The sequence below is a fragment of the Vibrio sp. J2-4 genome, assembly GCF_021728155.1.
In the GTDB taxonomy this organism is placed as follows: Bacteria; Pseudomonadota; Gammaproteobacteria; order Enterobacterales; family Vibrionaceae; genus Vibrio; species Vibrio diabolicus.
In genome coordinates, this window is the sequence record NZ_JAKKCN010000004.1 from 121,672 (window position 1) to 145,483 (window position 23,812).

The 23,812-nt window shown below is 45.9% G+C and carries 23 protein-coding genes and 1 other RNA gene; 7 read left to right on the plus strand and 17 right to left on the minus strand.

The genetic code is table 11. The annotated features are described in order from the left end of the window. Positions 1–13: 13 nt before the first annotated feature. The 9 genes from murD to rsmI form a co-directional block, all read right to left on the minus strand. Positions 14–1,327, minus strand: coding sequence for a UDP-N-acetylmuramoyl-L-alanine--D-glutamate ligase (murD, locus tag L3V32_RS15095; protein WP_237284634.1), 1,314 nt, complete (start codon positions 1,325–1,327; stop codon positions 14–16). Positions 1,328–1,366: 39 nt separating this feature from the next. Further along, positions 1,367–2,449, minus strand: a complete 1,083-nt coding sequence (mraY, locus tag L3V32_RS15100; protein ID WP_005372931.1) for a phospho-N-acetylmuramoyl-pentapeptide-transferase — start codon at positions 2,447–2,449, stop codon at positions 1,367–1,369. Further along, on the minus strand, positions 2,449–3,813 hold the full coding sequence (gene murF / locus L3V32_RS15105; protein ID WP_047009074.1) for a UDP-N-acetylmuramoyl-tripeptide--D-alanyl-D-alanine ligase: 1,365 nt from the start codon (positions 3,811–3,813) through the stop codon (positions 2,449–2,451). Before murF ends, mraY begins: the two co-directional genes overlap by 1 nt. Beyond that, on the minus strand, positions 3,810–5,291 hold the full coding sequence (gene murE, locus L3V32_RS15110) for a UDP-N-acetylmuramoyl-L-alanyl-D-glutamate--2,6-diaminopimelate ligase (RefSeq protein ID WP_237284635.1): 1,482 nt from the start codon (positions 5,289–5,291) through the stop codon (positions 3,810–3,812). The genes murF and murE overlap by 4 nt, the downstream gene beginning before the upstream one ends. 62 nt (positions 5,292–5,353) lie before the next feature. Beyond that, a complete protein-coding gene (locus L3V32_RS15115) occupies positions 5,354–7,147 on the minus strand; it encodes a penicillin-binding transpeptidase domain-containing protein (RefSeq protein WP_134647748.1) in 1,794 nt (597 codons plus the stop codon). Further along, positions 7,144–7,461, minus strand: a complete 318-nt coding sequence (ftsL, locus tag L3V32_RS15120; protein ID WP_124008985.1) for a cell division protein FtsL — start codon at positions 7,459–7,461, stop codon at positions 7,144–7,146. Before ftsL ends, L3V32_RS15115 begins: the two co-directional genes overlap by 4 nt. Before the next feature lie 5 nt (positions 7,462–7,466). Continuing rightward, a complete protein-coding gene (gene rsmH, locus L3V32_RS15125; protein ID WP_006743238.1) occupies positions 7,467–8,417 on the minus strand; it encodes a 16S rRNA (cytosine(1402)-N(4))-methyltransferase RsmH in 951 nt (316 codons plus the stop codon). Positions 8,418–8,646: 229 nt separating this feature from the next. Then, an RNA gene (gene rnpB / locus L3V32_RS15130) (RNase P RNA component class A) lies at positions 8,647–9,074 on the minus strand. Positions 9,075–9,241: 167 nt separating this feature from the next. Beyond that, positions 9,242–10,105, minus strand: a complete 864-nt coding sequence (gene rsmI / locus L3V32_RS15135) for a 16S rRNA (cytidine(1402)-2'-O)-methyltransferase (RefSeq protein ID WP_005396454.1) — start codon at positions 10,103–10,105, stop codon at positions 9,242–9,244. 68 nt (positions 10,106–10,173) lie between these two features. Between rsmI and L3V32_RS15140 the strand changes: the two genes are divergently transcribed. Genes L3V32_RS15140 through L3V32_RS15155 form a run of 4 tightly spaced genes read left to right on the plus strand, consistent with a single transcriptional unit; the run spans position 10,174 to position 13,621 of the window. Next, positions 10,174–11,985, plus strand: a complete 1,812-nt coding sequence (locus L3V32_RS15140; RefSeq protein WP_145533433.1) for a penicillin-binding protein activator — start codon at positions 10,174–10,176, stop codon at positions 11,983–11,985. Next, positions 11,972–12,340: a YraN family protein gene (locus L3V32_RS15145; protein ID WP_012842156.1), complete on the plus strand. Its 369-nt coding sequence runs from the start codon at positions 11,972–11,974 to the stop codon at positions 12,338–12,340. The genes L3V32_RS15140 and L3V32_RS15145 overlap by 14 nt, the downstream gene beginning before the upstream one ends. 3 nt (positions 12,341–12,343) lie before the next feature. Continuing rightward, positions 12,344–12,934 (plus strand): phosphoheptose isomerase, encoded by a 591-nt coding sequence (locus tag L3V32_RS15150; protein ID WP_005372901.1) that lies wholly within the window; start codon positions 12,344–12,346, stop codon positions 12,932–12,934. Positions 12,935–12,955: 21 nt separating this feature from the next. After that, entirely contained in the window at positions 12,956–13,621 is a 666-nt protein-coding gene (locus L3V32_RS15155; protein ID WP_005396458.1) for a BON domain-containing protein, read from the plus strand. Positions 13,622–13,691: 70 nt separating this feature from the next. Here L3V32_RS15155 and sspB read toward each other — a convergent pair whose 3' ends face one another. From sspB to zapE, 8 genes are all read right to left on the minus strand, one after another. Then, a complete protein-coding gene (gene sspB / locus L3V32_RS15160; RefSeq protein ID WP_031780550.1) occupies positions 13,692–14,177 on the minus strand; it encodes a ClpXP protease specificity-enhancing factor in 486 nt (161 codons plus the stop codon). A gap of 17 nt (positions 14,178–14,194) precedes the next feature. Then, entirely contained in the window at positions 14,195–14,830 is a 636-nt protein-coding gene (sspA, locus tag L3V32_RS15165; protein WP_005372897.1) for a stringent starvation protein SspA, read from the minus strand. Positions 14,831–14,926: 96 nt separating this feature from the next. Beyond that, on the minus strand, positions 14,927–15,664 hold the full coding sequence (locus L3V32_RS15170) for a cytochrome c1 (protein WP_005372881.1): 738 nt from the start codon (positions 15,662–15,664) through the stop codon (positions 14,927–14,929). Beyond that, positions 15,661–16,926 carry a cytochrome bc complex cytochrome b subunit gene (locus L3V32_RS15175; RefSeq protein WP_005372880.1) on the minus strand — a complete coding sequence of 422 codons (1,266 nt, stop codon included), beginning with the start codon at positions 16,924–16,926 and terminating at the stop codon, positions 15,661–15,663. Before L3V32_RS15175 ends, L3V32_RS15170 begins: the two co-directional genes overlap by 4 nt. Beyond that, positions 16,926–17,516 carry a ubiquinol-cytochrome c reductase iron-sulfur subunit gene (gene petA / locus L3V32_RS15180; protein ID WP_005396462.1) on the minus strand — a complete coding sequence of 197 codons (591 nt, stop codon included), beginning with the start codon at positions 17,514–17,516 and terminating at the stop codon, positions 16,926–16,928. Before petA ends, L3V32_RS15175 begins: the two co-directional genes overlap by 1 nt. A gap of 618 nt (positions 17,517–18,134) precedes the next feature. Next, on the minus strand, positions 18,135–18,527 hold the full coding sequence (gene rpsI / locus L3V32_RS15185) for a 30S ribosomal protein S9 (RefSeq protein WP_005372876.1): 393 nt from the start codon (positions 18,525–18,527) through the stop codon (positions 18,135–18,137). Between the two features lie 15 nt (positions 18,528–18,542). Then, a complete protein-coding gene (rplM, locus tag L3V32_RS15190; RefSeq protein WP_012842158.1) occupies positions 18,543–18,971 on the minus strand; it encodes a 50S ribosomal protein L13 in 429 nt (142 codons plus the stop codon). Positions 18,972–19,221: 250 nt separating this feature from the next. After that, the gene (zapE, locus tag L3V32_RS15195; RefSeq protein ID WP_237284636.1) at positions 19,222–20,325 is read right to left on the minus strand and encodes a cell division protein ZapE; all 1,104 of its coding nucleotides are present in this window, start codon (positions 20,323–20,325) and stop codon (positions 19,222–19,224) included. Between the two features lie 195 nt (positions 20,326–20,520). Here zapE and zapG point away from each other — a divergent pair, with 195 nt between their 5' ends. The 3 genes from zapG to degS all read left to right on the plus strand — a co-directional run bounded on the left by zapG (position 20,521) and on the right by degS (position 23,789). Continuing rightward, complete coding sequence (gene zapG, locus L3V32_RS15200; RefSeq protein ID WP_005395919.1) at positions 20,521–20,964, plus strand: Z-ring associated protein ZapG; 444 nt, start codon at positions 20,521–20,523, stop codon at positions 20,962–20,964. A 203-nt stretch (positions 20,965–21,167) separates the two neighbouring features. Continuing rightward, positions 21,168–22,535, plus strand: coding sequence for a Do family serine endopeptidase (locus L3V32_RS15205; protein WP_005395920.1), 1,368 nt, complete (start codon positions 21,168–21,170; stop codon positions 22,533–22,535). A gap of 189 nt (positions 22,536–22,724) precedes the next feature. Further along, a complete protein-coding gene (gene degS, locus L3V32_RS15210; RefSeq protein ID WP_005395921.1) occupies positions 22,725–23,789 on the plus strand; it encodes an outer membrane-stress sensor serine endopeptidase DegS in 1,065 nt (354 codons plus the stop codon). Positions 23,790–23,812 lie beyond the last annotated feature (23 nt).

A 23,812-nucleotide genomic window follows, 5' to 3' on the forward strand; every position in this document is an offset into this window, starting at 1 on the left:
GTGTAACCTTTAATTATGCATATTTCTGAACAAGAGCAGCGAAGGCATCGCCTCTTGCCATAAAGTTGTCGAATTGATCAAAGCTAGCACATGCTGGAGACAGCATCACCATATCACCTGGTTTTAACTGCGAAGATACTTGTTGAATCACATCTTCCATGGTGTCGAAACGTATTGCAGATTCATGCAGTGGCATAAAGTCATCGCCATCAGCGCCAAAGCAGCACAGTTGCAAGTTAAGCGTCGCGAAGATCGGTTTTAATGGCGAGAAGTCAGCACCTTTGCCAACACCACCAACGAGCAAGTAGAGCTTACCTGTCGACTCCAAACCAGATAGCGCAGCCATAGTGCTCGCAATATTAGTTGCTTTAGAGTCATTCACCCATTTTACGCCTTGATTATCCGCAACCACCTGGCATCGGTGTGTCAGTCCCGTGTAATTTTTAAGTGCATTCAATGCGTTGTGATAGTTTACGTCCGCAGCTTTTAATAGCGCTAAAGCAACCAGAGCATTAGATAAGTTGTGCTTACCAACCAACTTAAGCTCATCACTTGCGACGACTCGTTGACCGTGATCGAGTAGCCAAGTGCGATTGCCATCCACCTCGAGACCAAAGTCCTGATTGTCGCTGCCAAATGTCACCAATGGCACCTCTGCATCTGGGAAGGTTTCTTTATCATCACGGTTCACTACCGCGAGATCAGCATGATCAAAAATACGCAACTTGGCTTGTCGATAGTCAGGCATGCCTTGATAACGGTCCATATGATCTTCAGAAAGATTCAGAAACGCAGCGGCTTTGAGCTTTAAGCTTGACGTCGTTTCCAACTGGAAGCTTGACAGTTCAAGCACATATAGGTCTGCGTCTTGTTCTAACAAATCTAGTGCAGGAACACCGATGTTACCACCAACGCCCACATCCAAACCTGCAGCCTTAACCATCACACCTGTGAGGTCGGTGACTGTGCTCTTACCGTTTGAGCCCGTAATCGCAATCACCGGTTTCTGCACCGCCCAGGCGAATAACTCAATATCACCAACTACTGTCGTGCCTTTTGCTAATACGGCTTGGATCTCTGGTGTCGCTAGTGCAATACCAGGGTTGGTCACGATAAGATCAGCGTCAGAAAGCCAGTCTGTATTCCAACCACCACTATGCAGTTGAACATCTTCCGGCAAACGCTCTGCACCCGGAGGATTTACGCGAGTATCAATGACTTTGACCACAAGCTGTGGCTGATTTTTTCTTAGGTGTTTAACGACAGAGAGCCCGGTAATACCGAGCCCTACGACGACAACACTATGTATGTTTTGCCAACGTTCCATATTTGATCACACTGTAAATCTTGTTCTTGGAAAGTGCGATTAACGCACTTTCAATGTCGCAAGACCAATCAGAACAAGAACCATAGAAATAATCCAGAAGCGCACGATTACGCGCGGTTCTGGCCAACCTTTCAATTCGTAGTGGTGGTGAATCGGTGCCATACGGAATATCCGCTGACCACGCAGTTTGTATGAACCCACCTGTAGAATTACCGACAGCGTTTCCATCACAAATACACCGCCCATGATCACCAACACCAACTCTTGGCGAACGAGAACAGCAATGGTGCCTAATGCACCGCCAAGCGCTAGTGAGCCAACATCACCCATGAACACTTGTGCTGGATACGTGTTAAACCACAAGAAACCAAGGCCTGCACCGACGATTGCTGTACATACGACAACCAACTCAGAAGCATGTGGTAGGTATGGAATATGAAGGTATTCAGAGAAGTTAACGTTACCCGTCGCCCATGCAATAACCGCGAAGCCTGCAGCAACAAGAACCGTTGGCATGATTGCCAAACCGTCTAGACCATCGGTCAGGTTAACCGCGTTACTCGTACCGACAATCACAAAGTAAGTCAGGATAATGTACATCAAACCAAGTTGCGGCATGATGTCTTTAAAGAATGGCACCACGAGCTGAGTGGCTGCAGTGTCTTTACCGTAAGCGTACAATGCAAAAGCCACGACAAACGCGATCAACGATTGCCAGAAGTATTTCCAACGCGCGATCAAACCATCGGTATTTTTGCGCACCACTTTACGATAATCATCAACAAATCCGACTGCACCGTAGCCAAGCAAGACCGTCAATACCGCCCATACATATGGGTTGGATAAGTCAGTCCAAAGCAAGATTGTGATTGAGATGGCCGCTAAGATCATGATACCGCCCATAGTTGGAGTACCACGCTTACTAAAGTGAGATTCAGGACCTTCGTTACGTACTACCTGACCAATTTGCAGCATTTGCAAACGCTTGATCATGATTGGTCCCATCCATAATGACAGACCCAGAGCGGTTAATACGCTTAGAATTGCTCGAAAAGACAAGTATTCAAACAATCGGAAAAAAGACAGGTATGGCTGTAGCAGCTCGGCAAGCCAAATAATCATTAATAATACTCCTTCAAAGCAGCAGCGACTTCAAACATACGTGCACCGTTCGCTCCTTTCACCAAAATCGTATGGTTTTCAGGAACGGCTTGGTCTAGATGCTGCTTGATGTATTCAATCATCTCTTGGTGCGTCTCAAAATGAATGCCTTGGCAAAGCTCACTGATCACCTTGGCGTCTGCACCATATGTGAGAACATGTTCAAATTTTTGTGGGGCAGCATGTTCCCCGACTTGACGATGAAGTGCAAGACTTTCCTCGCCCAATTCCGCCATATTACCTAAAATCAGCCAGCGCTGACCTGGGAAAGCAGCCAATAAGTCAACCGCCGCTTTCATGGCTGGCACGCTTGCGTTGTAGCTGTCATCAATCAATTTGATTTTTTCGCTCAGCGCTTCAACCTCGACGCGACCTTTCACTTTGTTTAAATGTTTAAGGCCAGCGCGAACCTCTTCTAATGTGGCGCCCATTTGTAACGCAATAATAGAAGCTGCGATTGCATTCGCCACGTTGTGTTGACCTATAATACCCAGAGACAGTTCAATTTCTTGTGAGCTTGCTGCGATATGTAGGTTAAAGCTGGCCTCTCCCGCGGCATTCATCACGATATTTGATGCATAGTAATCAGCCGCAGAATTACTTTGTGAGAAGGTGATAACTTCCTTATCCGCCAGCACGCTTTCCCACTTTGTTTCGCCATTGCTGTCTAAATTGACAATCGCAATACTACCTGCAGCAAGACCTTGGTAAATTTCACCTTTGGCTTGTTTCACGCCATCAATAGAACCAAAGCCTTCAAGGTGCGCGGCGGCTACATTATTCACTAACGCGATATCTGGTTTTACTAACTGCGTTGTGTAAGCAATTTCACCGATATGATTAGCACCAAGCTCAATCACGGCATAATCGTCATCCTGCTGTGAGCGCAATAACGTCAACGGAACACCAATATCATTATTGAAGTTACCTGCAGTAAACAGCACTTTGCCTTTCAATTGCAGAATGCTCGCGACCATTTCTTTGACGGTCGTTTTACCACAACTGCCTGTGATGGCAACGGTAGGTGTTTGGCAAGTTTGATGCACCCAAGAGGCTAACTCACCCAGTGCCATTTTGGTGTCCGACACCACGACTTGTGGCACATTCACATCTAAACGTTTTTGTACGAGTAAAGCACCAGCGCCTGCATCCACCGCTTGCTGGCAAAAGTTGTGCGCATCAAAGCGCTCACCCACCAGCGCAACAAATAAAGCACCGTTGTCAATCGCTCGTGTATCAGTAGAAACCGCGTCGATAAGTAGATCATCGCCGAATAGCTCACCGCGAGTGATGTTGGCAATTTGAGATAACGTTACTTTGATCATAAGGACAATCCTAAAAGCTGCATAGCAGACTCACGGTCGGAGTAATGAATCGTTTCGCCATTCCGAATTTGATAATCTTCGTGGCCCTTACCCGCTAACAAGATGATGTCTTTTGGCGAAGCATTCTCAACCGCATAAGACAGAGCTTTGAAACGGTCATGCTGCACAATCGCTTCGGCAGGTTTTGACAGCCCGGATAGCATGTCTTTTACAATCTGAACCGGATCTTCACTGCGTGGGTTATCGTCAGTCAACACCACTCTGTCACCTAGACGCTCTGCAATTTCCGCCATCATTGGGCGCTTACCTGCATCGCGATCGCCTCCGCAACCAAAAATAGCCCACAGCTGCCCCTCACAGTGAACTCGTAAAGCTTGCAGTGCTTTTTCTAGTGCATCAGGAGTATGGGCATAATCGACCACGACTTTGGCACGGTCCTCTGTCTGGAATAACTCCATTCGGCCGAGTACAGGTTGTAACTGACCTGCGGTTTCGAGTAACGCTTGTTTATCCTTACCCAAGCTTAATAAGGTCGCAAAAGCGAGCATTATGTTGGTTGCGTTAAACTCACCAATCAGTGGCGCGTGCAATTGACCTGAGCCAAATTTACCATCAAATTGGATAGTAATCCCCGACTCCGCGTAACGAACATCTGTCGCCCAAATAGCGCTTTCAAATTCAGTGTTTGGTTTGAGTGACACCGCAATCGCATTGCTTAACTGCGTCGCCCATGCATGACCGACCTCATCATCGATATTGATAATGGCACGTTCACATTGATGTTGTGTAAACAACCCCAGCTTTGCATTGGCGTACTCTTCCATCGTGCCATGATAATCTAGGTGATCACGACTTAGATTAGTAAACACACCCGCCGCAAACGACAACGCCTTGACACGGCCTTGCGTTAAGCCATGAGAAGAGACTTCTAGTGCGGTGTATGCGGCTTGTTGATTTTCGAGAGAAGAGAGCGTTTTCTGAATTTCTACAGCATTCCCTGTTGTATTCGCGGCTTGCTGTAAATTGTCGAGAAAACCATTTCCCGTCGTGCCCATCACTGCCGCTTTGTGGCCAAGTAGCTCTAGCCATTGTGCAATTAGCTGAGTAATGGTGGTTTTTCCGTTGGTGCCGGTGACACCAATCAAATCCATATCTGGGTAAGCATAGAGCTTTCCAGCAATTGCAGATAATCGTTGATCCAACGTATCGAGGTAAATAACGGGAACGTCATCGATGATTTCCACCGTGCCGTGTGCTTTTACATCACAGGCTTGCGCTAGAACCGCATTGGCGCCTTGCTCAATGGCAGAAGCAATGAAGTTACGCCCATCCACAACATGGCCAATCACCGCGACAAACGTGGTTCCAGGTTGAACTCTTCGGCTGTCGAGCTCCAATTCAGAAACAAGAACGGACGATAAGCTAGGGCAATCCACCCAAGGGGAAAGCAGCACGTCCATACTGATGGCTTTAGTCATATTTGTTCTCCGAGCTTTGGCTCAGGTTTTCTTAATTTTGTTTGCTCAGTAAGCCACTCGGCTTACTGCTGGAATTTGTTTTCGTCTGGTGCAACATTGAGTATTTGTAGCGCGCCTTTCATTATTTCAGAGAAGACGGGAGACGCTACCGAACCACCATAATAGTCATCACCTTGAGGCTCATTTACGATCACAACCAATGCAATTCGCGGATCGCTAACCGGAGCAAGCCCTGCCGTATAAGTGATGTACTCATCGCTGTATCCACCTGCAGACGCTTTACGTGAGGTACCCGTTTTGGCTCCCACTCGATAACCAGGAACTGCCGCTCTACGAGCCGAGCCTCCTTTTTGGGTTACGGTTTCCAGCATGTCCAAGACCTGGCGTGCGTACTTTGCACTCACTACTTGGCGCGACATGTCATGATCATTGCTTTCGATAATATGGATTGGCTCGTATTTGCCGAGATTTCCAAGCGTCGCATAGGCATGCGCTAACTGGATTGGCGTTATCGATAGACCATAACCAAACGCAATCGTGGCACGTTCAATAGGAGACCATCGTGTTCGTGTCGGGAAGATACCAGTCACTTCCCCAACGAGGTTCAGACCAGAAAGCTCACCAAAGCCCACAGAGCTGTACAGACCGAGCAGCGCCTCTACTGGCATTTGCATTGCCAGCTTCGTCACACCGATGTTACTCGATTTTTTGAGGATCGTGGTCAAGCTCGCTTTACCCACGCGGGATACATCTCTTACTCGGCTACCACCTAAACGAAGTACACCATTACCGGTATCTACGATGGTATCTTTATCGGCTACCCCATTTTCTAAGGCGGCTAAAATAACGAAAGGCTTAATGGTGGAGCCTGGCTCCATCGAGTCCGTGATCACTCGGTTACGCATTTTATAGCTTTGCCAGTCGCTACGATTGTTAGGGTTGTAGGAAGGCGCATTCACCATGGCCAATACGGCGCCGGTTTTCACGTCCAACATAACAACGGAGCCTGACGTAGCGCGATGGTCCGCAACGGCTTGTTTAATCGCACGATAAGCAATCGCCTGTAGGCGCTGGTCGATTGTCAACTGGAGTGACTTACCTTCTTGCTTGTCTTGCCACGCAATGTTTTCTACGACGCGACCATAACGGTCTTTACGAATGGTTTTCTTACCTGCGGCGCCAGTAAGCCACTCATCGTAGCTACGCTCAACACCCTCTAGACCATGCCCATCAATCCCCGTCACCCCAACTAAGTGAGCACTAACCTCACCGGCAGGATAGTAACGACGAGATTCTGACTTAAGACCCACACCAGGCAGCTTTAGCTCACGAATATAGTTCGCCATGGCTGGACTCACTTGGCGCTGCAAGTAAATAAAGCGGCGCTTTTCATTGTGCTTGATCTTGTCTATCAACCCTTGTCGGTCAACACCAAGAACATCCGCTAATGCATACCAGCTCTTGGTCTGGCTTAAGGCGTTTTCTTTAAATATCGTCGCGGGATCCGCCCAAACGGCCTCAACAGGCACACTGACAGCGAGCGGCTCACCATTTCGGTCCGAAATAATACCGCGTGCAGAAGGGATGGATTTCACACGAACCGAGCGTAGGTCACCTTGTTTAATCAGGTTATCCGGTTCAATGATTTGAATATAGGCTACGCGCGCCACCAAAAGTGCAAATGCACAAAAGACAAAAAACAGTAATAGATGGAAGCGCCAACGAATCAGAAAGGATTCTTCAACCTCCACTTTCACTGCTTTTTTCTCGGTTTTCGTATCCCCCGAAGCGTTTTTTTCTTTCGCGACAGGTTTACGCTTGTTGCTTGGTTTCGTGTTGGTTTTCTTTCTAATCATTTGAGCGTGACAACCACTTCTTTATCGCCATCAGGTCGTTTCATTTCAAGTTCTTTTTTGGCAAGGTCTTGAACACGACTGTGTTCCGCGAGGGCCGTTTCTTCCAACATCAGGTTGCGCCATTCGCTATCTAAACGCTCTCGTTCAACCAAAGTGTGATCTTTTTCGGTGATCGCTTGACGCGCATGGTGGGTAGCAAATACCACTCCCATTGCCGATGCCACGATCAATAGCAACAACAGTAATGGCCAGCGACCAACGCTGATAAGATCCGTTGCAATCAACTTAGCAAGGTTAGGAGTGGGTTTCGTCATAATAATTAAAGCTTTTCTGCAATTCTTAGCACAGAGCTGCGCGAACGAGGGTTCATTTCAATTTCTTGTTTGCTTGGCTTAATCGCTTTGCTCACCGCTTTCATATTCGCACTACCAAGAGCACGAATTTGCTCTTCAGTCATTGGAATGCCATGTGGCACTTCAGGTCCTTTGCTCTCTTTACGGATAAAACGTTTGACCATACGGTCTTCCAGAGAGTGGAAACTGATGACAGATAAACGACCTTCAGGAGCCAGAATGCTTGCCGCACCTTTTAGTGCCGTATCAATTTCTTCTAACTCACTGTTGATGTAAATACGAAATGCCTGGAACGCACGAGTCGCAGGGTGTTTTTTCTCTTTAAAGCTTTTGGGTGCAGCATCTGAGATCAGCTTCGCGAGCTGGCCAGTACGTACCAGTGGTTCATTTTCTTCGTCTTCACGGTAGGCAACAATCGCTTTGGCAATACGGCGCGCGTGTTTGTCTTCACCAAACTCACGAATCACCCAAGTAATATCATCTAAGTCAGCTTCCATTAGCCATTGAGATACGGGAATACCTGATGTTGGGTCCATACGCATATCTAGCGGGCCGTCTTTCATAAAGCTAAAGCCACGCTCTGCGTCGTCTAACTGCGGAGAAGAAACACCTAAATCCAGTAGAACGCCATCAACTTTGCCAACCAAGTCATACTCTTCAGCATACTCAGCAATACCAGAAAATGGACCATGAATGATGGTGAAGCGAGGATCATTGATTTTGCCTGCTTCAGCTATCGCTTGAGGGTCACGATCGATACTGTACAGTCGACCGTTTTCGCCGAGTTTAGATAGAATAGTCCGGCTGTGACCGCCACGGCCAAATGTTCCATCGATATAGATACCGTCTGGTTTGATAGCTAAGCCATCAATGGATTCATTTAATAACACGGAAATATGTTGGAAGGTTTCGGTCATAGCTTTCTCGTTGAATGATCTTGAAGCGATTTTAAGATACGTTGCTCTCTCATGCTGAATATTTATAGCAAAAGATCAACCTACCATAGTGTACTGATTTCCCACATCATCGCCACCTCAAGTCTAAAGTCAGACGTGATTTAACGCCAAGTTTATTGGTAATGACAGGGTTTGCGTCAATAAAATGCAAAAAACCCATCACTACAAAAAGTAGTGATGGGTCTCGAATAGTTGGAGTCGACACATAAGCCGGGTTCTGTTCCGCTTGCGCGGCGGTAGCCATTCGTCTAGGCCAGCAATCGCTCACTGGCTCAAGCAACCTACCCGCCTCCTTACGCGAGCAACGCAATGTGGAGGCCTATTTGGTCTTGCTCCGGGTGGAGTTTACCCTGCAACGAACTATTGCTAGTCGTCCGGTGCGCTCTTACCGCACCCTTTCACCCTTACCTGTGCCCTAGGGCCATCGGCGGTCTTCTCTCTGCTGCACTTGTCGTAGGCTTGCGCCTCCCAGGCGTTACCTGGCACCCTGCTCTATGGAGCCCGGACTTTCCTCCCCTTTACCAGTCTCCCGAAGGACGTCAACGTCAGTCTCCCAAAGGACTTCAACGTCAGTCTCCCGAAGGACATCAGTAAAGCAGCGACTACCCAGTCAACTCCGAGGGCGGATTGTATAGAGTTATCTACTCAGAGTCTAGTGAGATCACAGATATGATGAAATGAATGCATTGAGTGATGTTTTTTTAACCTAACCATCAAACATTGAGCCTAAAAAAGGCCGATATTTTCACATCGACCCGCTTTACCATGTGTCTCGTTAGCAGTGCTTAGTCTAAGTTTTCTAAGCCCCACTTATACAACGCATTCTTCTTCAAGTTATGAATTTCTGCCACCAAAGCCGCTGCTTTTTTCAAAGGCAGCTCTTTGGTTAAAATCCCTAATGTACGCAAGGCATCATCTGGCAATGAATCGTCCGCGGTTTCGCGATGACCATGTACCAATAATACCATTTCGCCACGCTGTTGGTTATCGTCACTTTTCACCCACTCAATTAACTCACCTAATGGCATACCTTGAATGGTTTCAAAGGTTTTCGTTAGTTCTCTCGCCAACACGACTTCTCTATCTGGGCCAAGAACGTCTAACATGTCTTGTAGAGAGTCCAAAATACGGTGCGGTGACTCGTAAAAAATACACGTACGCTCTACCGAAGCAATCTCTAGGAATTTATCCTTACGGCCTTTGCTTTTCGGTGGTAAAAAGCCTTCGAAGCTAAAGCGATCGGATGGCAAGCCTGATGCACTTAACGCCGTAATGACCGCGCAAGCACCAGGAAGCGGCACAACTCTAACGCCCGCTTGACGACATTTTGTCACCAAATGGTATCCTGGGTCGCTGATAAGTGGCGTACCAGCGTCAGAAACTAACGCGATAGACTGACCGGAAAGCAGCTTTTCTACCAAAACCTGTGCTTTTTGCTGTTCATTGTGATCATGCAGAGCAAAAGTTTTGGTTTGAATATTGAAGTGAGACAGTAATTTACCCGTATGTCGAGTATCCTCAGCAGCAATGATGTCCACCGTCGACAGAATTTCGATAGCACGTTGGGTGATATCCGCTAAATTTCCGATTGGAGTCGGTACGATATAGAGAGTTGGCCCCTCATTCGGCAACTTATTTTTATCTGTCATTTGTTTACCATCACTTCAACGATTAATATAGAGACAATTTTGTACAAAATTATAGAGAACTCACGGCAATGATTAACCATAAGAGACTCAGTGTACCACGCATACTTACTCCTGTTGCACTAGCAATTACGCTCGCCGCCTGTTCTTCAGGTCCAAGACAGCCTGATGGCGTTGATGTAACACTTGAGCCTACTCAGTCTGTTCAGAACTATATGATCCAAGCTGATAGCACGGAAGGCAGTTTACAAAATGACTGGTTGATCATGGCAACCAAAGCCGCTATTCAAGCGAACCAGTTTGATCAAGCAGAACTGTTGATCAAACGTCTGGCTCGACAACAGTTGACCGAAGTTCAGCAAGCGGAGTGGCAACTGGCGCGTGCGACCATACAGCAAAAGCAAGGTAATTACTCGCAGTTGCTACAATTGTTAAACTTTAAACCTTGGTGGAAATTGCCAAACGAGCAATGGAAAGACTATTACTTGATGCGTGCCGACGCTTATCAAGGCCTTAACCAAGCGTTTGAAGCAAACCGCCAGCTGGTTGCATTTGGTCAATACGCCTCGTCAGCAGAGCAGAGGGAAATCTCTAGCCGTATTTGGATGAACTTTGGCAGCTACTCAGAATATGAACTCACCTCATTAGAAACAGAGCCGAATGAGGATGTTCTAGACGGCTGGCTTCAGCTGGCTGTTTATGCAAAAACGCTATCGGGCAACCTGTCCCAACTTAAAAATACGCTAGAGCGCTGGTTAAGCGAAAACCCTTCGCACCCTGCTGCTATCTATACACCAGAAGAGATTCAAAACATTCTCTCTCTTGATATCGTGAAGCCAAACAATACTGCTTTATTGCTGCCGCTGACGGGTAAGTTCTCGCCACAAGCGCAATTAATTCGTGATGGTTTTGTGTTTGCGATGATGAATGATCGCAATCGAGATCCTAGTGCAACACTTACGGTGATTGACACCAATGCGTATAACGCTGACCAAATTAAACAACGCTTGATCAATGAAAACATCGATTTTGTTGTTGGCCCTCTAGAAAAAGAGAACGTGGAGTTGTTGCACACAACCATGGATGGCTCAGCAAATGGCCCTACCATTCCAGCCCTTGCGCTAAATATCCCCGAGGATGTGCAACCAGATAGCAATATTTGTTACTTGGCATTATCACCGGAACAAGAAGCCGCACAAGCTGCAAAACACTTGTTCAGCGAAGGCTACAACTTCCCTCTTATTCTTGCACCAAAAGGCAGCTTTGGAGAGCGTGTAACTGAGGCTTTCAACAAAGAATGGCGAAAGTACAGCTCTAACAAAGTCGCAGCAAGTTACTTTGGTGACAAGCGCCAACTTCAAAAAGACATCAATGAAGTATTTGGCCTGCAAGAGAGCAAGCAGCGTATCGCCCAGATGCAATCATTAATGCGAATTAAGCTTGAAACACAGCCACGTAGCCGTCGTGATGTTGATGCGGTTTATATCGTAGCTAGAAGCACTGAGCTGACTTTGATCAAGCCGTTTATCGAAGTAGCGATTAACCCTGATGCGAAAGCACCACAAATCTTCTCTAGTTCGCGTAGCAACAGTGGCGGCGCGACATACGAAGATCTAACAGGCATCATCTACAGCGACATTCCATTGCTGATTGACCCAGATCCTAGCGTAACCGCTGAAATGAACGAGCTTTGGTCAGAGCAATCTAACATGGAAAAACGTTTGAAAGCACTCGGTATGGATGCATATAAATTGATCGGTGAACTTCCACAAATGAAGGTCGTTCCTGGTTACTCAGTCAGTGGCCAAACCGGTATTTTAAGTATCGACAACAACTGTGTTGTACAGCGTGAATTGAGCTGGGCTGAGCGTGGGGCTCTTTAGTAAGCGCCAAATCGGAAATCAATATGAAGCTCTGGCGAAGCACTATTTGCAACGCCAGGGCTTGCGCTTTATTGAACAAAATTTCCTGACCAAGGTCGGTGAGATTGATTTAATCTTCCAACAAGGTGAAACTATCGTGTTTGTTGAAGTCAAATATCGTAAGAACGATCACTTTGGCTCAGCAGCAGAAATGGTAACGCACGCAAAAATGCGCAAGCTAATCAAAACTGCACAAGTTTGGCTTAGCCAACAAAAGCGCTTAAAACACAATATCGATTATCGGTTTGATGTCATCGCTATTCATGACAATGGGCGAGATATCAACTGGATAGAAAACGCAATCTCTGAAGGATAAGCGATGCTAGACAGCATTAAAGACAGCTTTACAGAAAGTATTCAAATTCAAATCGCAGCAGCAGAGGCGCTGCCCGATGCCATTACTCACGCGGCCCAAGCGATGGTCTCAAGCTTGCTCAATGGCAACAAAATTTTATGTTGTGGTAATGGCGGCAGTGCTTCAAACGCTCAACAATTTGTTTCTTGTCTTTTAAACCGTTTTGAAACTGAGCGCCCTAGCCTACCTGCAATGGCCTTAACAGCCGATAACACAACCCTGACCGCTGTTGCAAACGACTACCACTACCAGGAAATTTTCTCAAAACAGGTACGAGCGTTTGGCCAGCCAGGCGACATTCTGCTTGCCATGTCGACTAGCGGTAACAGCAAAAATATTATCAAAGCGATGGAAGCGGCCGTAACTCGAGACATGACGATTATCGCGCTAACAGGCAAAGATGGCGGTGAGATGGCAGGACTGCTTGGTGAGAACGACGTCGAAATTCGCATTCCATCACACCGCACTGCACGTATTCACGAAGTACATATGGTGACACTCCATTGTCTTTGTGATCTTATTGACCAGGTGCTTTTCCCTGCTCATGAAGAGTAACCAAGACTGAGGGTCAGAATTATGATACGTAGCCTCGTTATCTTATTAACAGCATTGAGTTTAAGTGGTTGCGCTGGCTTGTTTATCGCTGGCGCTGCAACCACAGCAAATATTGTCACGGACACACGCAGTACAAAACAAATTTGGCAGGACAACAACATCGAATTCGAAGTTGCGGCGATCGGTAACAAGGCGCCGTTTAAAGGTGAAGTTCGTGTGGTTGCCAGCTCCTATAACGGTACGGTTGTTCTTATGGGTCAGGCTCCAACGCAAGACCTTATCCATGCTTTAGAGCGAAGAGCTCGAGAAGTTAGTGGTGTGAAAGTCATACACAATCAAATCAAACAAAAAGAGCCACTCACTGTCACTCAAATTAGCAACGACAGCTGGATCACAACCAAAGTAAAATCAGCCTTGCTTACCGACTCTGAACTCAATGGCGTTAAGGTTAAAGTGATCACCGAAGACGGCGATGTTTTTCTGTTTGGTTATGTCACACCAGAGCAAGGCGAGCGAGCGACAGAAATTGCGCGTAATATCTCTGGCGTAAAACAAGTCATTAAAGGGTTCCAATATGGCGAAATGGAACCTGTTGAAGTGGACTTACCGAGTGACGGTGTACAAACAATAGAAAGTGAGACAAACGCGGAAAATGAAGCCAACGTCGAAGCATTTACGATTGAGTAATTGCGAAACATCACTTGAAAACACGTCAAGACACTAAAAAGAAAAAAAGCAGCGTTACGCTGCTTTTTTATTATTTAATCACTCTTAAGCTTGGTTTGCCTTTTGGTCGAGGAGCATCGTCCTCTTCGGCATCCGAATCAGAGGCTAACTCAGAAGGCTCATCGCTAACCGTTGTAAACGATGGGGATGATTCTTCCTCGGTCATCGCTTCTTCTTCGATGTGAGTGTACGCTTCTTCTGGTTCAAACATAGTACCAGCACCATTCTCACGCGCATAAATAGCTTGGACAGCATACACAGGCACAATTACTGAGTGTGGACGACCGCTAAAGCGAGCATGGAAGGTAATCGCATCATTACCTAACTCAAGATTACCCACCGCACGTGGCGCAATATTCAAAATAATTTGACCATCTTGAATAAACTCAACCGGTACACGTACGCCCGGCATCGTTGCATCCACCACCAAGTGAGGAGTCAAGTCATTGTCTACTAGCCAATCGTAAAATGCACGAAGCATATACGGACGGCGAGCAGTCATTTTTGCAATATCCATAACGTGTTCTAAATCGCTTAGCGAACTAGGCGCATTTCACGTTCAGCTTCAGTTAAAGAAGCAAGGAACGAATCACGTTCAAATACGCGGTTCATGTACACCTTGATTTCTTTTGAACCAGGGCCAACCAGATCGATACCAAGTTGAGGCAAACGCCACAATAATGGAGCTAGGTAACAGTCGATCAAGCTGAATTCTTCGCTCATGAAGTACTCATATTCAGCAAAAATTGGCGCTAACGTCAGAAGATCATTACGCAGCTTTGTGCGTGCTTTTTCTGATTCTTCTGCATTACCTTTCATCACTTTTTCAGCGAGTGAATACCAGTTGCGTTCGATACGGTACATCATCAAGCGGCTGTTGCCACGAGCAACAGGGTAAACCGGCATTAGAGGTGGATGAGGGAAACGCTCGTCCAAGTACTCCATGATGATTTTTGAATCGTAAAGAGCTAGCTCACGGTCAACAAGAGTTGGCACTGATTTATATGGGTTTAGCTCAACAAGCTCAGCAGGAAGGTTTGCTTCGTCAACAAGCTCAACTTCAACACTTACGCCTTTTTCAGCTAGTACAATGCGAACCTGATGGCTATACAAATCTGATGCACTTGAGAAAAGAGTCATCACAGAACGTTTATTGGCAGCTACAGCCATGGAGCCCTCCAGTACACTTACAAATAAAAACAATGGAGGCTAAGCCTCCATTGTACATCAATTAAAATTGGGAATTAGCACGGTATTTTAGCACAATTAATGCACATCGCGCCAATACTCTTTCTTGAGCATCACGACAACGATAGTTAGAAGCACTAAGAAGCCCATTACCCACCAACCTAAAGCATGACGCTCAAGCTGCACTGGGTCACCTGAATAAACCAAGAAGTTCACTAGGTCGCCAACCGCTTTGTCGTATTCGCCTTCGCTCAGCTCACCCGTACCGTCTGTTTCAGTACCAACAACAACTTGTACTTCTTCGCCATCTACGATTTTCGTATCGTAAATCGGCGTCGGGATACCTTGTAACTCTTCGAGCACATGTGGCATACCAACACTCGGGAAGACAATGTTGTTCACGCCGAATGGACGAGATGGATCAACATAGAAAGAGCGTAAGTAAGTGTATAACCAATCAGCACCACGAACTCGTGCAACCAACGTAAGATCTGGTGGTGGAGCACCAAACCAGTTTGCCGCTTGCTTCGGTGGCATTGCGTTGACCATTAGATCACCGATTTTCGCTTCAGGATTGAAAATCAGGTTTTCTTTCATTAAGTCTGTTGGAATTTCCAAGTCTGTTGCTACACGCTCATAACGCTGATACTGCGTTGAGTGACAAGCAAAACAGTAGTTCATGAACAACTTCGCACCGTTTTGTAGCGAAGCTTTATCCGTTAGGTCAACATTCGCTTTATCAAGCGGAACGTTAGCCCCCGCTGCCATCGCTAGTGATGGCAACATAGCAAATAGAATTACAATCCACTTCTTCATTTGAATGTCACCCTCTCTGGTAATGGTTTGGTTGCTTCATTTTTGCTGTAGAAGAACAGCAACACAAAGAACATGAAGTAACACAAGCTAAAGATCTGAGATAGTAGTGTGTACGTTGGTGTTGCAGGTAACGCACCTAAAATACCCAGAGCGATAAAGGCGATAGTGAACTGTACAATATTCAACAGATGAAGTTTGCTACGGTAACGGTATGAACGAACTTTACAACGATCCAACCAAGGTAGAACAAACAGCACTGCTATTGACGCACCCATTAGGATAACACCTAATAGTTTGTCTGGAACCGCACGTAAGATTGCGTAAAACGGCGTGAAGTACCATACCGGAGCAATGTGCTCTGGTGTCTTCAGTGGGTTGGCCGCTTCAAAGTTAGGCGGTTCAAGGAAGTATCCTCCCATTTCTGGGTTAAAGAACAGCACGTAACAGAAGAAGAACAAGAAACCAGCCACACCAACTAAGTCCTTAACCGTACCGTATGGGTGGAAAGGAATAGAGTCGATAATGTCGTATTTCTTCGTGTAGTAATCGTGGAACTTGAACTGTGTCTTGTAATCATCGCCCATTGAACCTTTTGGTAGCTTAGTTTCGATACCATCAGGGTTGTTTGATCCGACTTCGTGCAGCGCCAATACGTGCAGAACCACAAGAAGAAGCAGAACGATAGGCAGTGCAATAACGTGTAGTGCGAAGAAACGGTTTAACGTTGCACCAGAGATGATGTAGTCACCACGGATCCAAAGCGTTAGGTCATCACCGATAACAGGAATCGCACCAAACAAAGAAATGATTACCTGCGCACCCCAGTATGACATCTGACCCCATGGCAGTAGGTAACCCATGAATGCTTCAGCCATTAGAACGAGGAAGATCAACATACCGAAGATCCACAGTAGTTCACGAGGTTTTTGGTATGAGCCGTAGATCAGGCCACGGAACATGTGCAAGTACACAACAACGAAAAACGCAGATGCGCCAGTTGAGTGCATGTAACGTAGAAGCCAACCGTACTCTACATCACGCATGATGTACTCGATAGAAGCAAACGCACCGTCACCAGAAGGAACGTAGTTCATCGTTAGCCAAATACCCGTTAGGATTTGGTTAACCAGAACCAGCATCGCCAGAGAACCGAAAAGGTACCAAAAGTTGAAGTTCTTAGGCATTGGGTATTCAGACAAATGCTTTTTATAAGCATTCATTGCAGGAATACGCTTTTCAACCCAGTCTAACATTGCTTGCATTATGCATCCCCCTCATCAACACCCACAATGAGCTTGGTGTCGCTCAAATACATGTGCTTAGGAACGACAAGGTTCAATGGAGCAGGTACCCCTTGGAACACTCGACCAGCCATATCGAACTTAGAACCATGACAAGGACAGAAGAAGCCAGATCTTACGCCCTGGACCTGCTCTGAGAAAGAGTCTGGTAGATAGGTTGGTGAACAACCTAGGTGAGTACAGAAACCAACAGCGACAAAAAACTCTTCCTTAATCGAACGAAACTCATTCTGAGCGTACTCAGGCTGCTGTTCCATTTCAGATTGCGGATCACGAAGCTTATCGCCGATCGTTTTTAAGTTATCTAGAACGCTTTGAGTGCGGCGAACAATCCATACAGGTTTCCCCTGCCACTCGACACGAACCAGCTGACCTGGTTCAATTTTACTTATATCCACTTCCACCGGTGCACCTGCCGCTTTGGCTTTGGCACTCGGATTCCATGATTTGATAAAAGGCACGGCGACGGCGACTGCCCCTAACCCACCAACAACTGCCGTTGTAGCGGTTAGAAAACGCCTGCGACCGTTATTTAAAGGCGCGTTGCTCATCCAAACATTCTCCCATTTGCTCCCTTTGGATCGTTATTATTCCGCTTATAAGAGCATGGCTAACAAATAATGAATTTAGTTCTATTTATTGGAGGGAAATGATAAAGAAAACCCTACTTTTTGACAAGATAAAGCTACCTTTTTGTAACATTTGTGAGGCAAATCGCTCGCGTCGTCACAAAAGCGGCAGAATTATAAAAAATTGATGTGATTTGTAACAAGAAAGCACAACATGGAAGTTCTGCTGAAAGCTATTCAAACCTTTTATCTTGGTAGTTTTCAGTTAATTACACAGCAAAATATTTCTTAGTGCGCATTCAACTTACGTTGTTTGTATTTTCACTTTTGTAGCACGCCGCATACGCAAAAAAGACGAGTAGGCATTTTAAAACATGTTGCAGGGATATTAAGACGTAAAGGCACCCACAGCAGATAAATAAGCTTATGACGTATGGTAAGGAAGAAGCCTTACTCTGAGCCTAGTTATAAGTGAATACAAATGGATATTGATAGGCAGGTATTATTTCTTTAAAAACAAAAAAGCCCGGCATAGAGCCGAGCTTTTGGTACACAGTTTCCAGAATAACTCTGAAAAGCAGAATTTCCAATAAGAGGAAATTAACGCTTAGAGAACTGTGGACGACGACGTGCTTTACGTAGACCAACTTTCTTACGTTCAACGCAACGAGCGTCACGAGTAACGTAGCCAGCTGCGCGTAGAGCAGGACGTAGAGACTCATCGTATTCCATAAGCGCGCGAGTGATACCGTGACGGATAGCACCAGCTTGACCAGAAATACCGCCGCCTTTAACTGTTACGTAAAGGTCTAGCTTTTCAGTTAGTTCAACAAGTTCTAGAGGTTGTTGTACAACCATGCGAGCTGTTGGACGACCGAAGTATTCGTCAAGGTTACGCTTGTTTACTACAATGTTGCCGCTGCCTGGTTTAATAAAAACACGTGCAGCTGAGCTTTTGCGACGGCCAGTGCCGTAGTATTGATTCTCTGCCATTTTCGAAATCCCCAATTAGATGTCTAGTACTTGTGGTTGTTGAGCAACATGGTTGTGCTCAGCGCCTGCGTAAACTTTAAGCTTACGGTACATAGCACGGCCTAGAGGACCACGTGGAAGCATGCCTTTAACTGCAAGCTCAAGAACCATCTCAGGTTTACGATCGATCAACTTTTCAAAAGTGATAGATTTTAGACCACCTGGGAACTCAGAGTGACGGTAGTACACTTTGTTCTTAGCTTTGTTACCAGTTACAGCAACTTTCTCAGCGTTGATAACGATGATGTAGTCACCAGCGTCAACGTGAGGAGTGTATTCAGCTTTATGTTTGCCACGTAGGCGAGATGCAATTTCACTTGCTAGACGACCAAGAGTTTTACCTTCAGCGTCTACAACGTACCAGTCGCGTTTTACAGTTTCTGGTTTAGCAACGAAAGTTTTCATGCTAATAATAACCCGTTAATTAAAATTTAAACTTTAAGGAACACCGTTCTGGTGCTCCCACACTGTCTAAGAGCCCAGTCATCACCCCTTCGAGTCGTTGGTACTCTCGACCTTCAATTTCGAAATAACTTCGATAATCAGGTCTGCAGTAACGGTGGGTCGCAGGATTATAGAGAAGAGCGAAGAAAAAATCACCTTTTTTTGCGCCAAATCACTAATTTTTTCTTCACTTTTTAAGAACCCACTAGATTTAGGCCAAATGCTCACGCGCGAGGTACTCATGACTTTGCATCTCAGTGAGCCGAGACAAACAGCGCTTAAATTCAAACTCGAGCTGCCCCTCAGTATATAAGTCTTCCATTGGCACTTCGGCAGAAATAATCAACTTCACATTGCGCTCGTAAAACTCATCGACCAGTGCGATAAAACGCCTCGCTGCATCATCTATTTTACGATTCATCTGTTGAACGTCCGCCAATAATACCGTGTGATAAATTCGGGACAGCTCAATGTAGTCATTTTGACTTCGAGCGGTTTGGCATAACTGAGCAAAAGACGCATGCAGAACCCCATCACTCGCTTCAATTACCTCAAGCTGACGGTGATTAACTTCGATTTGATGAGCGACGATCTGACGTTCGCCCGTCAGCTGCTGATAATACTTGTTGAGATTAATGTTGGCCTGTTCATCAAGTGGATAATGGTATATTTCGGCCTGTTCAAGCGTTCTTAAGCGATAATCAACGCCACTATCAACATTCAACACGTCACAGCGTGCCAAAATCATATCAATTGCAGGCAAAAAGCGCGCTCTTTGTAAGCCATTACGATATAAGTTCTGCGGTTCGATGTTTGAAGTCGCGACTAGGATCATCTGCCGCTTGAACATCTCTTGGAGTAACGTTGCAAGGATCATCGCATCCGTAATGTCAGAGACAAAAAATTCATCAAAGCAAACCACATCCGCTTCTTCTTTGAATTTATCCGCTACTTTTGCTAGCGGATTTTCGACATCACCTAACAGCTTCAACTCATCATGTACTCGATACATGAAGCGGTGAAAGTGTACGCGCATTTTTCTTTGGGTTGGTAAAGCATCAAAAAACGCATCCATGAGGTACGTTTTACCGCGTCCGACTCCTCCCCAAAAGTAAAGACCTTTTGGGGGTTCAGGCATGTCGATTTTTTTCCCCATGAGCTTTTGCCATTTGGAAAGCTGGGGCACAGGAGCTGACTGAAATTCAACGATAGCATGGTAAAGCTTATCTAATGCAACGACCGCTTGATACTGAGCTTCATCACGCTGAAACCCGTATTCTGCTATGTCTTTTTGATATTGTTGTAGTGGTGTCATCGTATTAAGTCGTATAGAGGTACTGGGAAAAGGGTTACCTCGGGGTCAACTTTGAGAATAGAGAGAAGTAGTTATCAGTCCCCGAAGACATACTGCTATTTTTCTTTATCGGCTGTTCAAGCCATAGTAACATGGACTAGCACCGCGTGTAACTAAGTAGTAAAAGACTTGTTAAAACAACTATAAGGAGCAGTTATGCCTTGGATTTATGCCATTGTGGGTTTGCTGGTCGGTACAATCGTAGGCGTAGTCATTAGTAGACTAACCACCCCTGAATACAAGAAACAAAAGTCTGTGCAGAAAGAACTTGAAGCGGCCAAGTTTGAACTAGAGCAACAACGTCAAGAGCTCGTCGATCATTTTGCACAAACCGCAGAAATGTTGGATACACTAGGTAAAGATTACACCAAGCTGTACCAACATATGGCTAAGACCTCTTCTGAGCTTTTGCCAAACTTGCCAGAGCAAGACAACCCGTTTGATAAGAAAACGGCAATGTCTTCTGAAGCTATTGCAGAAGATCAACCAGAGTTTAACGAACAGCCAAAAGACTACGCCAATGGCGCAACGGGTCTTTTAAAGGATCAAGAGAAAGAAATCATTAATGCTCCCGAAGCGGTAACCGCAAAAGCATCATAACCTTCTCTTACCTCTACCTACTAGGGCCGATACATTTGTATCGGCCCTTTTTTGAACTTTTTCTTCTTACCTTTGCTCTAACTTGGATGTGAACTGCCTCCCCCTTTGATTATCCGAACTAGGCCCTATATTAGTTATTAACAAAGTGAACTAACCGTTCGGATATTTCTTTTTGGCAGACATGTTTCAAGAGGAGTTATTGGATGAAAAAACCACTGCTTGCGCTCACCGTTCTATCTCTGAGTTTGGGCTCTATTATTGCGCCAGTTCAAGCCACCGCCGCATTACCTTTAAATGTGGATGGCCAACAGTTACCTAGCTTGGCGCCCATGCTTGAGAAAGTAACCCCTGCTGTTGTGAGTATTGCTGTAGAAGGCAAACAAGTACAAACCAGCCGTATTCCCGAACAATTTCAATTCTTCTTTGGACCGGACTTTCCGATGGAGCAAAGGCGCGAGCGCCCGTTCAGAGGTTTAGGTTCTGGTGTCATTATTGATGCGAAAAAAGGGCATATCGTCACTAACTACCACGTAATCAAGGGCGCGGATGAGATTCGAGTTCGCCTCTATGATGGTCGCGAGTATGACGCTACGCTCGTTGGCGGCGATGAGATGGCCGATGTTGCGTTGCTTAAATTAGAAAAAGCGAAAAACTTAACGCAAATTAAAGTCGCAGATTCCGACAAACTTCGCGTAGGTGACTTTACGGTTGCGATTGGTAACCCATTCGGACTCGGTCAAACCGTGACGTCGGGCATCGTCTCAGCGTTAGGCCGTAGTGGCTTAAACGTTGAAAACTTCGAAAACTTCATCCAAACCGATGCCGCAATTAACAGCGGTAACTCTGGTGGTGCATTGGTCAACCTTAATGGTGAGCTGATCGGTATTAATACTGCGATTTTAGGCCCTAACGGCGGTAACGTGGGGATTGGCTTTGCGATTCCGTCCAACATGATGAAAAACCTCACCGAGCAAATTCTAGAGTTTGGTGAAGTCAAACGCGGCATGTTGGGTGTACAGGGCGGTGAAGTAACCTCTGAGCTGGCTGATGCCTTGGGTTACGAGTCGAGTAAAGGAGCCTTTATTGGCCAAGTCGTACCAGACAGCGCAGCCGATAAAGCTGGATTGAAAGCCGGTGATGTAATTGTATCGGTAAACGGCAAAGCGATTAATACTTTCTCAGAGCTCCGCGCAAAAGTAGCAACGCTGGGCGCAGGAAAAGAAATCACATTAGGTGTGGTTCGAGATGGTAAGAATAAAACCTTTGATGTAACGCTTGGCGAATCTACAAATATGAAAGCCAAAGCCGAAACATTACACGAAGGGCTCAAGGGTGCGGAATTAAGCAATACGACACCAAGTGATGCAATTCAAGGCGTTAAAGTATCGAGCGTTGCAGATAACTCTCCGGCTGCTCAATATCAATTACAGCAAGGTGACATCATTATCGGTGTGAACCGCCAGCGCGTGAAAAACCTTGCTGAGCTTCGTGCAATAGTGGATAAACACAAAGGCGTATTGGCTCTGAATATTCAGCGTGGCGAACGTACTATTTATCTTGTTATTCGTTAGTCACTTTCAAAGTGATAGGAAATAAGGTTTTCGATGCATAGCACCGATAATAAGCCTCAAATACTTTTCCTTATCGCTCAATAGCTAATGAAAAGGGCAGCACGATTCCGTGCTGCCCTTTTGTTATTTTTCAATGTAATGCTATTCTTCATCTTCTATGCCATTTTGGCGCTCATGCATGGAGAGGATATGCTCAGCTTTTTATTACGTTCTGTCTTTTTAGGCTTGGCTACTGCCGCAGTGGTATTACTGGCGGTGCCATCTTTGCGCAACAACGTAATTCCTGCCGCGCTAGATCCGCAACCAGTTAATATCGCGTCCGTTGAGTTGACATTTAATCAGGCGGTGCGAAGAGCAGCACCTGCCGTAGTAAACATCTACAGCCGTAAATATGTTGAAAATGATCGCAGTAAACTCTCGACTCAAGGTCTGGGTTCAGGTGTTATTGTCAGTGAGAAAGGCTACATCATTACCAACTACCACGTGGTTGCTCAAGCAGACCAAATTGTTGTCGCACTACAAGACGGTAGAGCCGCGGCAGCTCAGCTAGTTGGCACGGATAAACGCACAGATATTGCCGTACTTCGTGTCGAAGGTTCGAACTTACCTGTTATTCCTCTGAACTCTAATTACAAGCCACAAGTGGGTGATGTGGTCCTAGCCATCGGTAACCCATACAACCTTGGTCAAACCACAACGTTCGGCATTATTTCAGCAACAGGACGCTCATCTATTAGCGACGGTCGCCAAGCATTTATTCAAACCGATGCCGCCATCAATGAGGGGAACTCTGGCGGTGCTCTAGTGAACACACAAGGTGAGCTCGTCGGCATCAATACCGCCTCTTTCCAACAAGCGACTGATTTAGAAACTTACGGTATTTCCTTTGCGATCCCTGCGCCACTAGCCAGCAAGATCATGCAGAAAATCATCGCTGATGGTCGCGTGATTCGTGGTTATATTGGAATCGACGGCCAAGACATTAATGCGGTCACTGCTCGCCTACTTGGAAATGAACACATAGGTGGTATTGTCGTGCTTGGTATTGATCCAAATGGTCCAGCCAATGCAGCAGGCTTCCAAAAGCAGGACATCATTATCAGTATTGATGGCAATAAAGTGCAAGGGCGTCAGAGCGTCATGGATATCGTCACCGATTTACGTCCTGGCACCACCGTAGACGTCGGCATCATTCGCAAAGGAAAAGAGATGAGCTTGAAAGTCACCATTGCCGAAGACAAGCAAGAAGCATAAAAAATCCCAGCCATTGGCTGGGA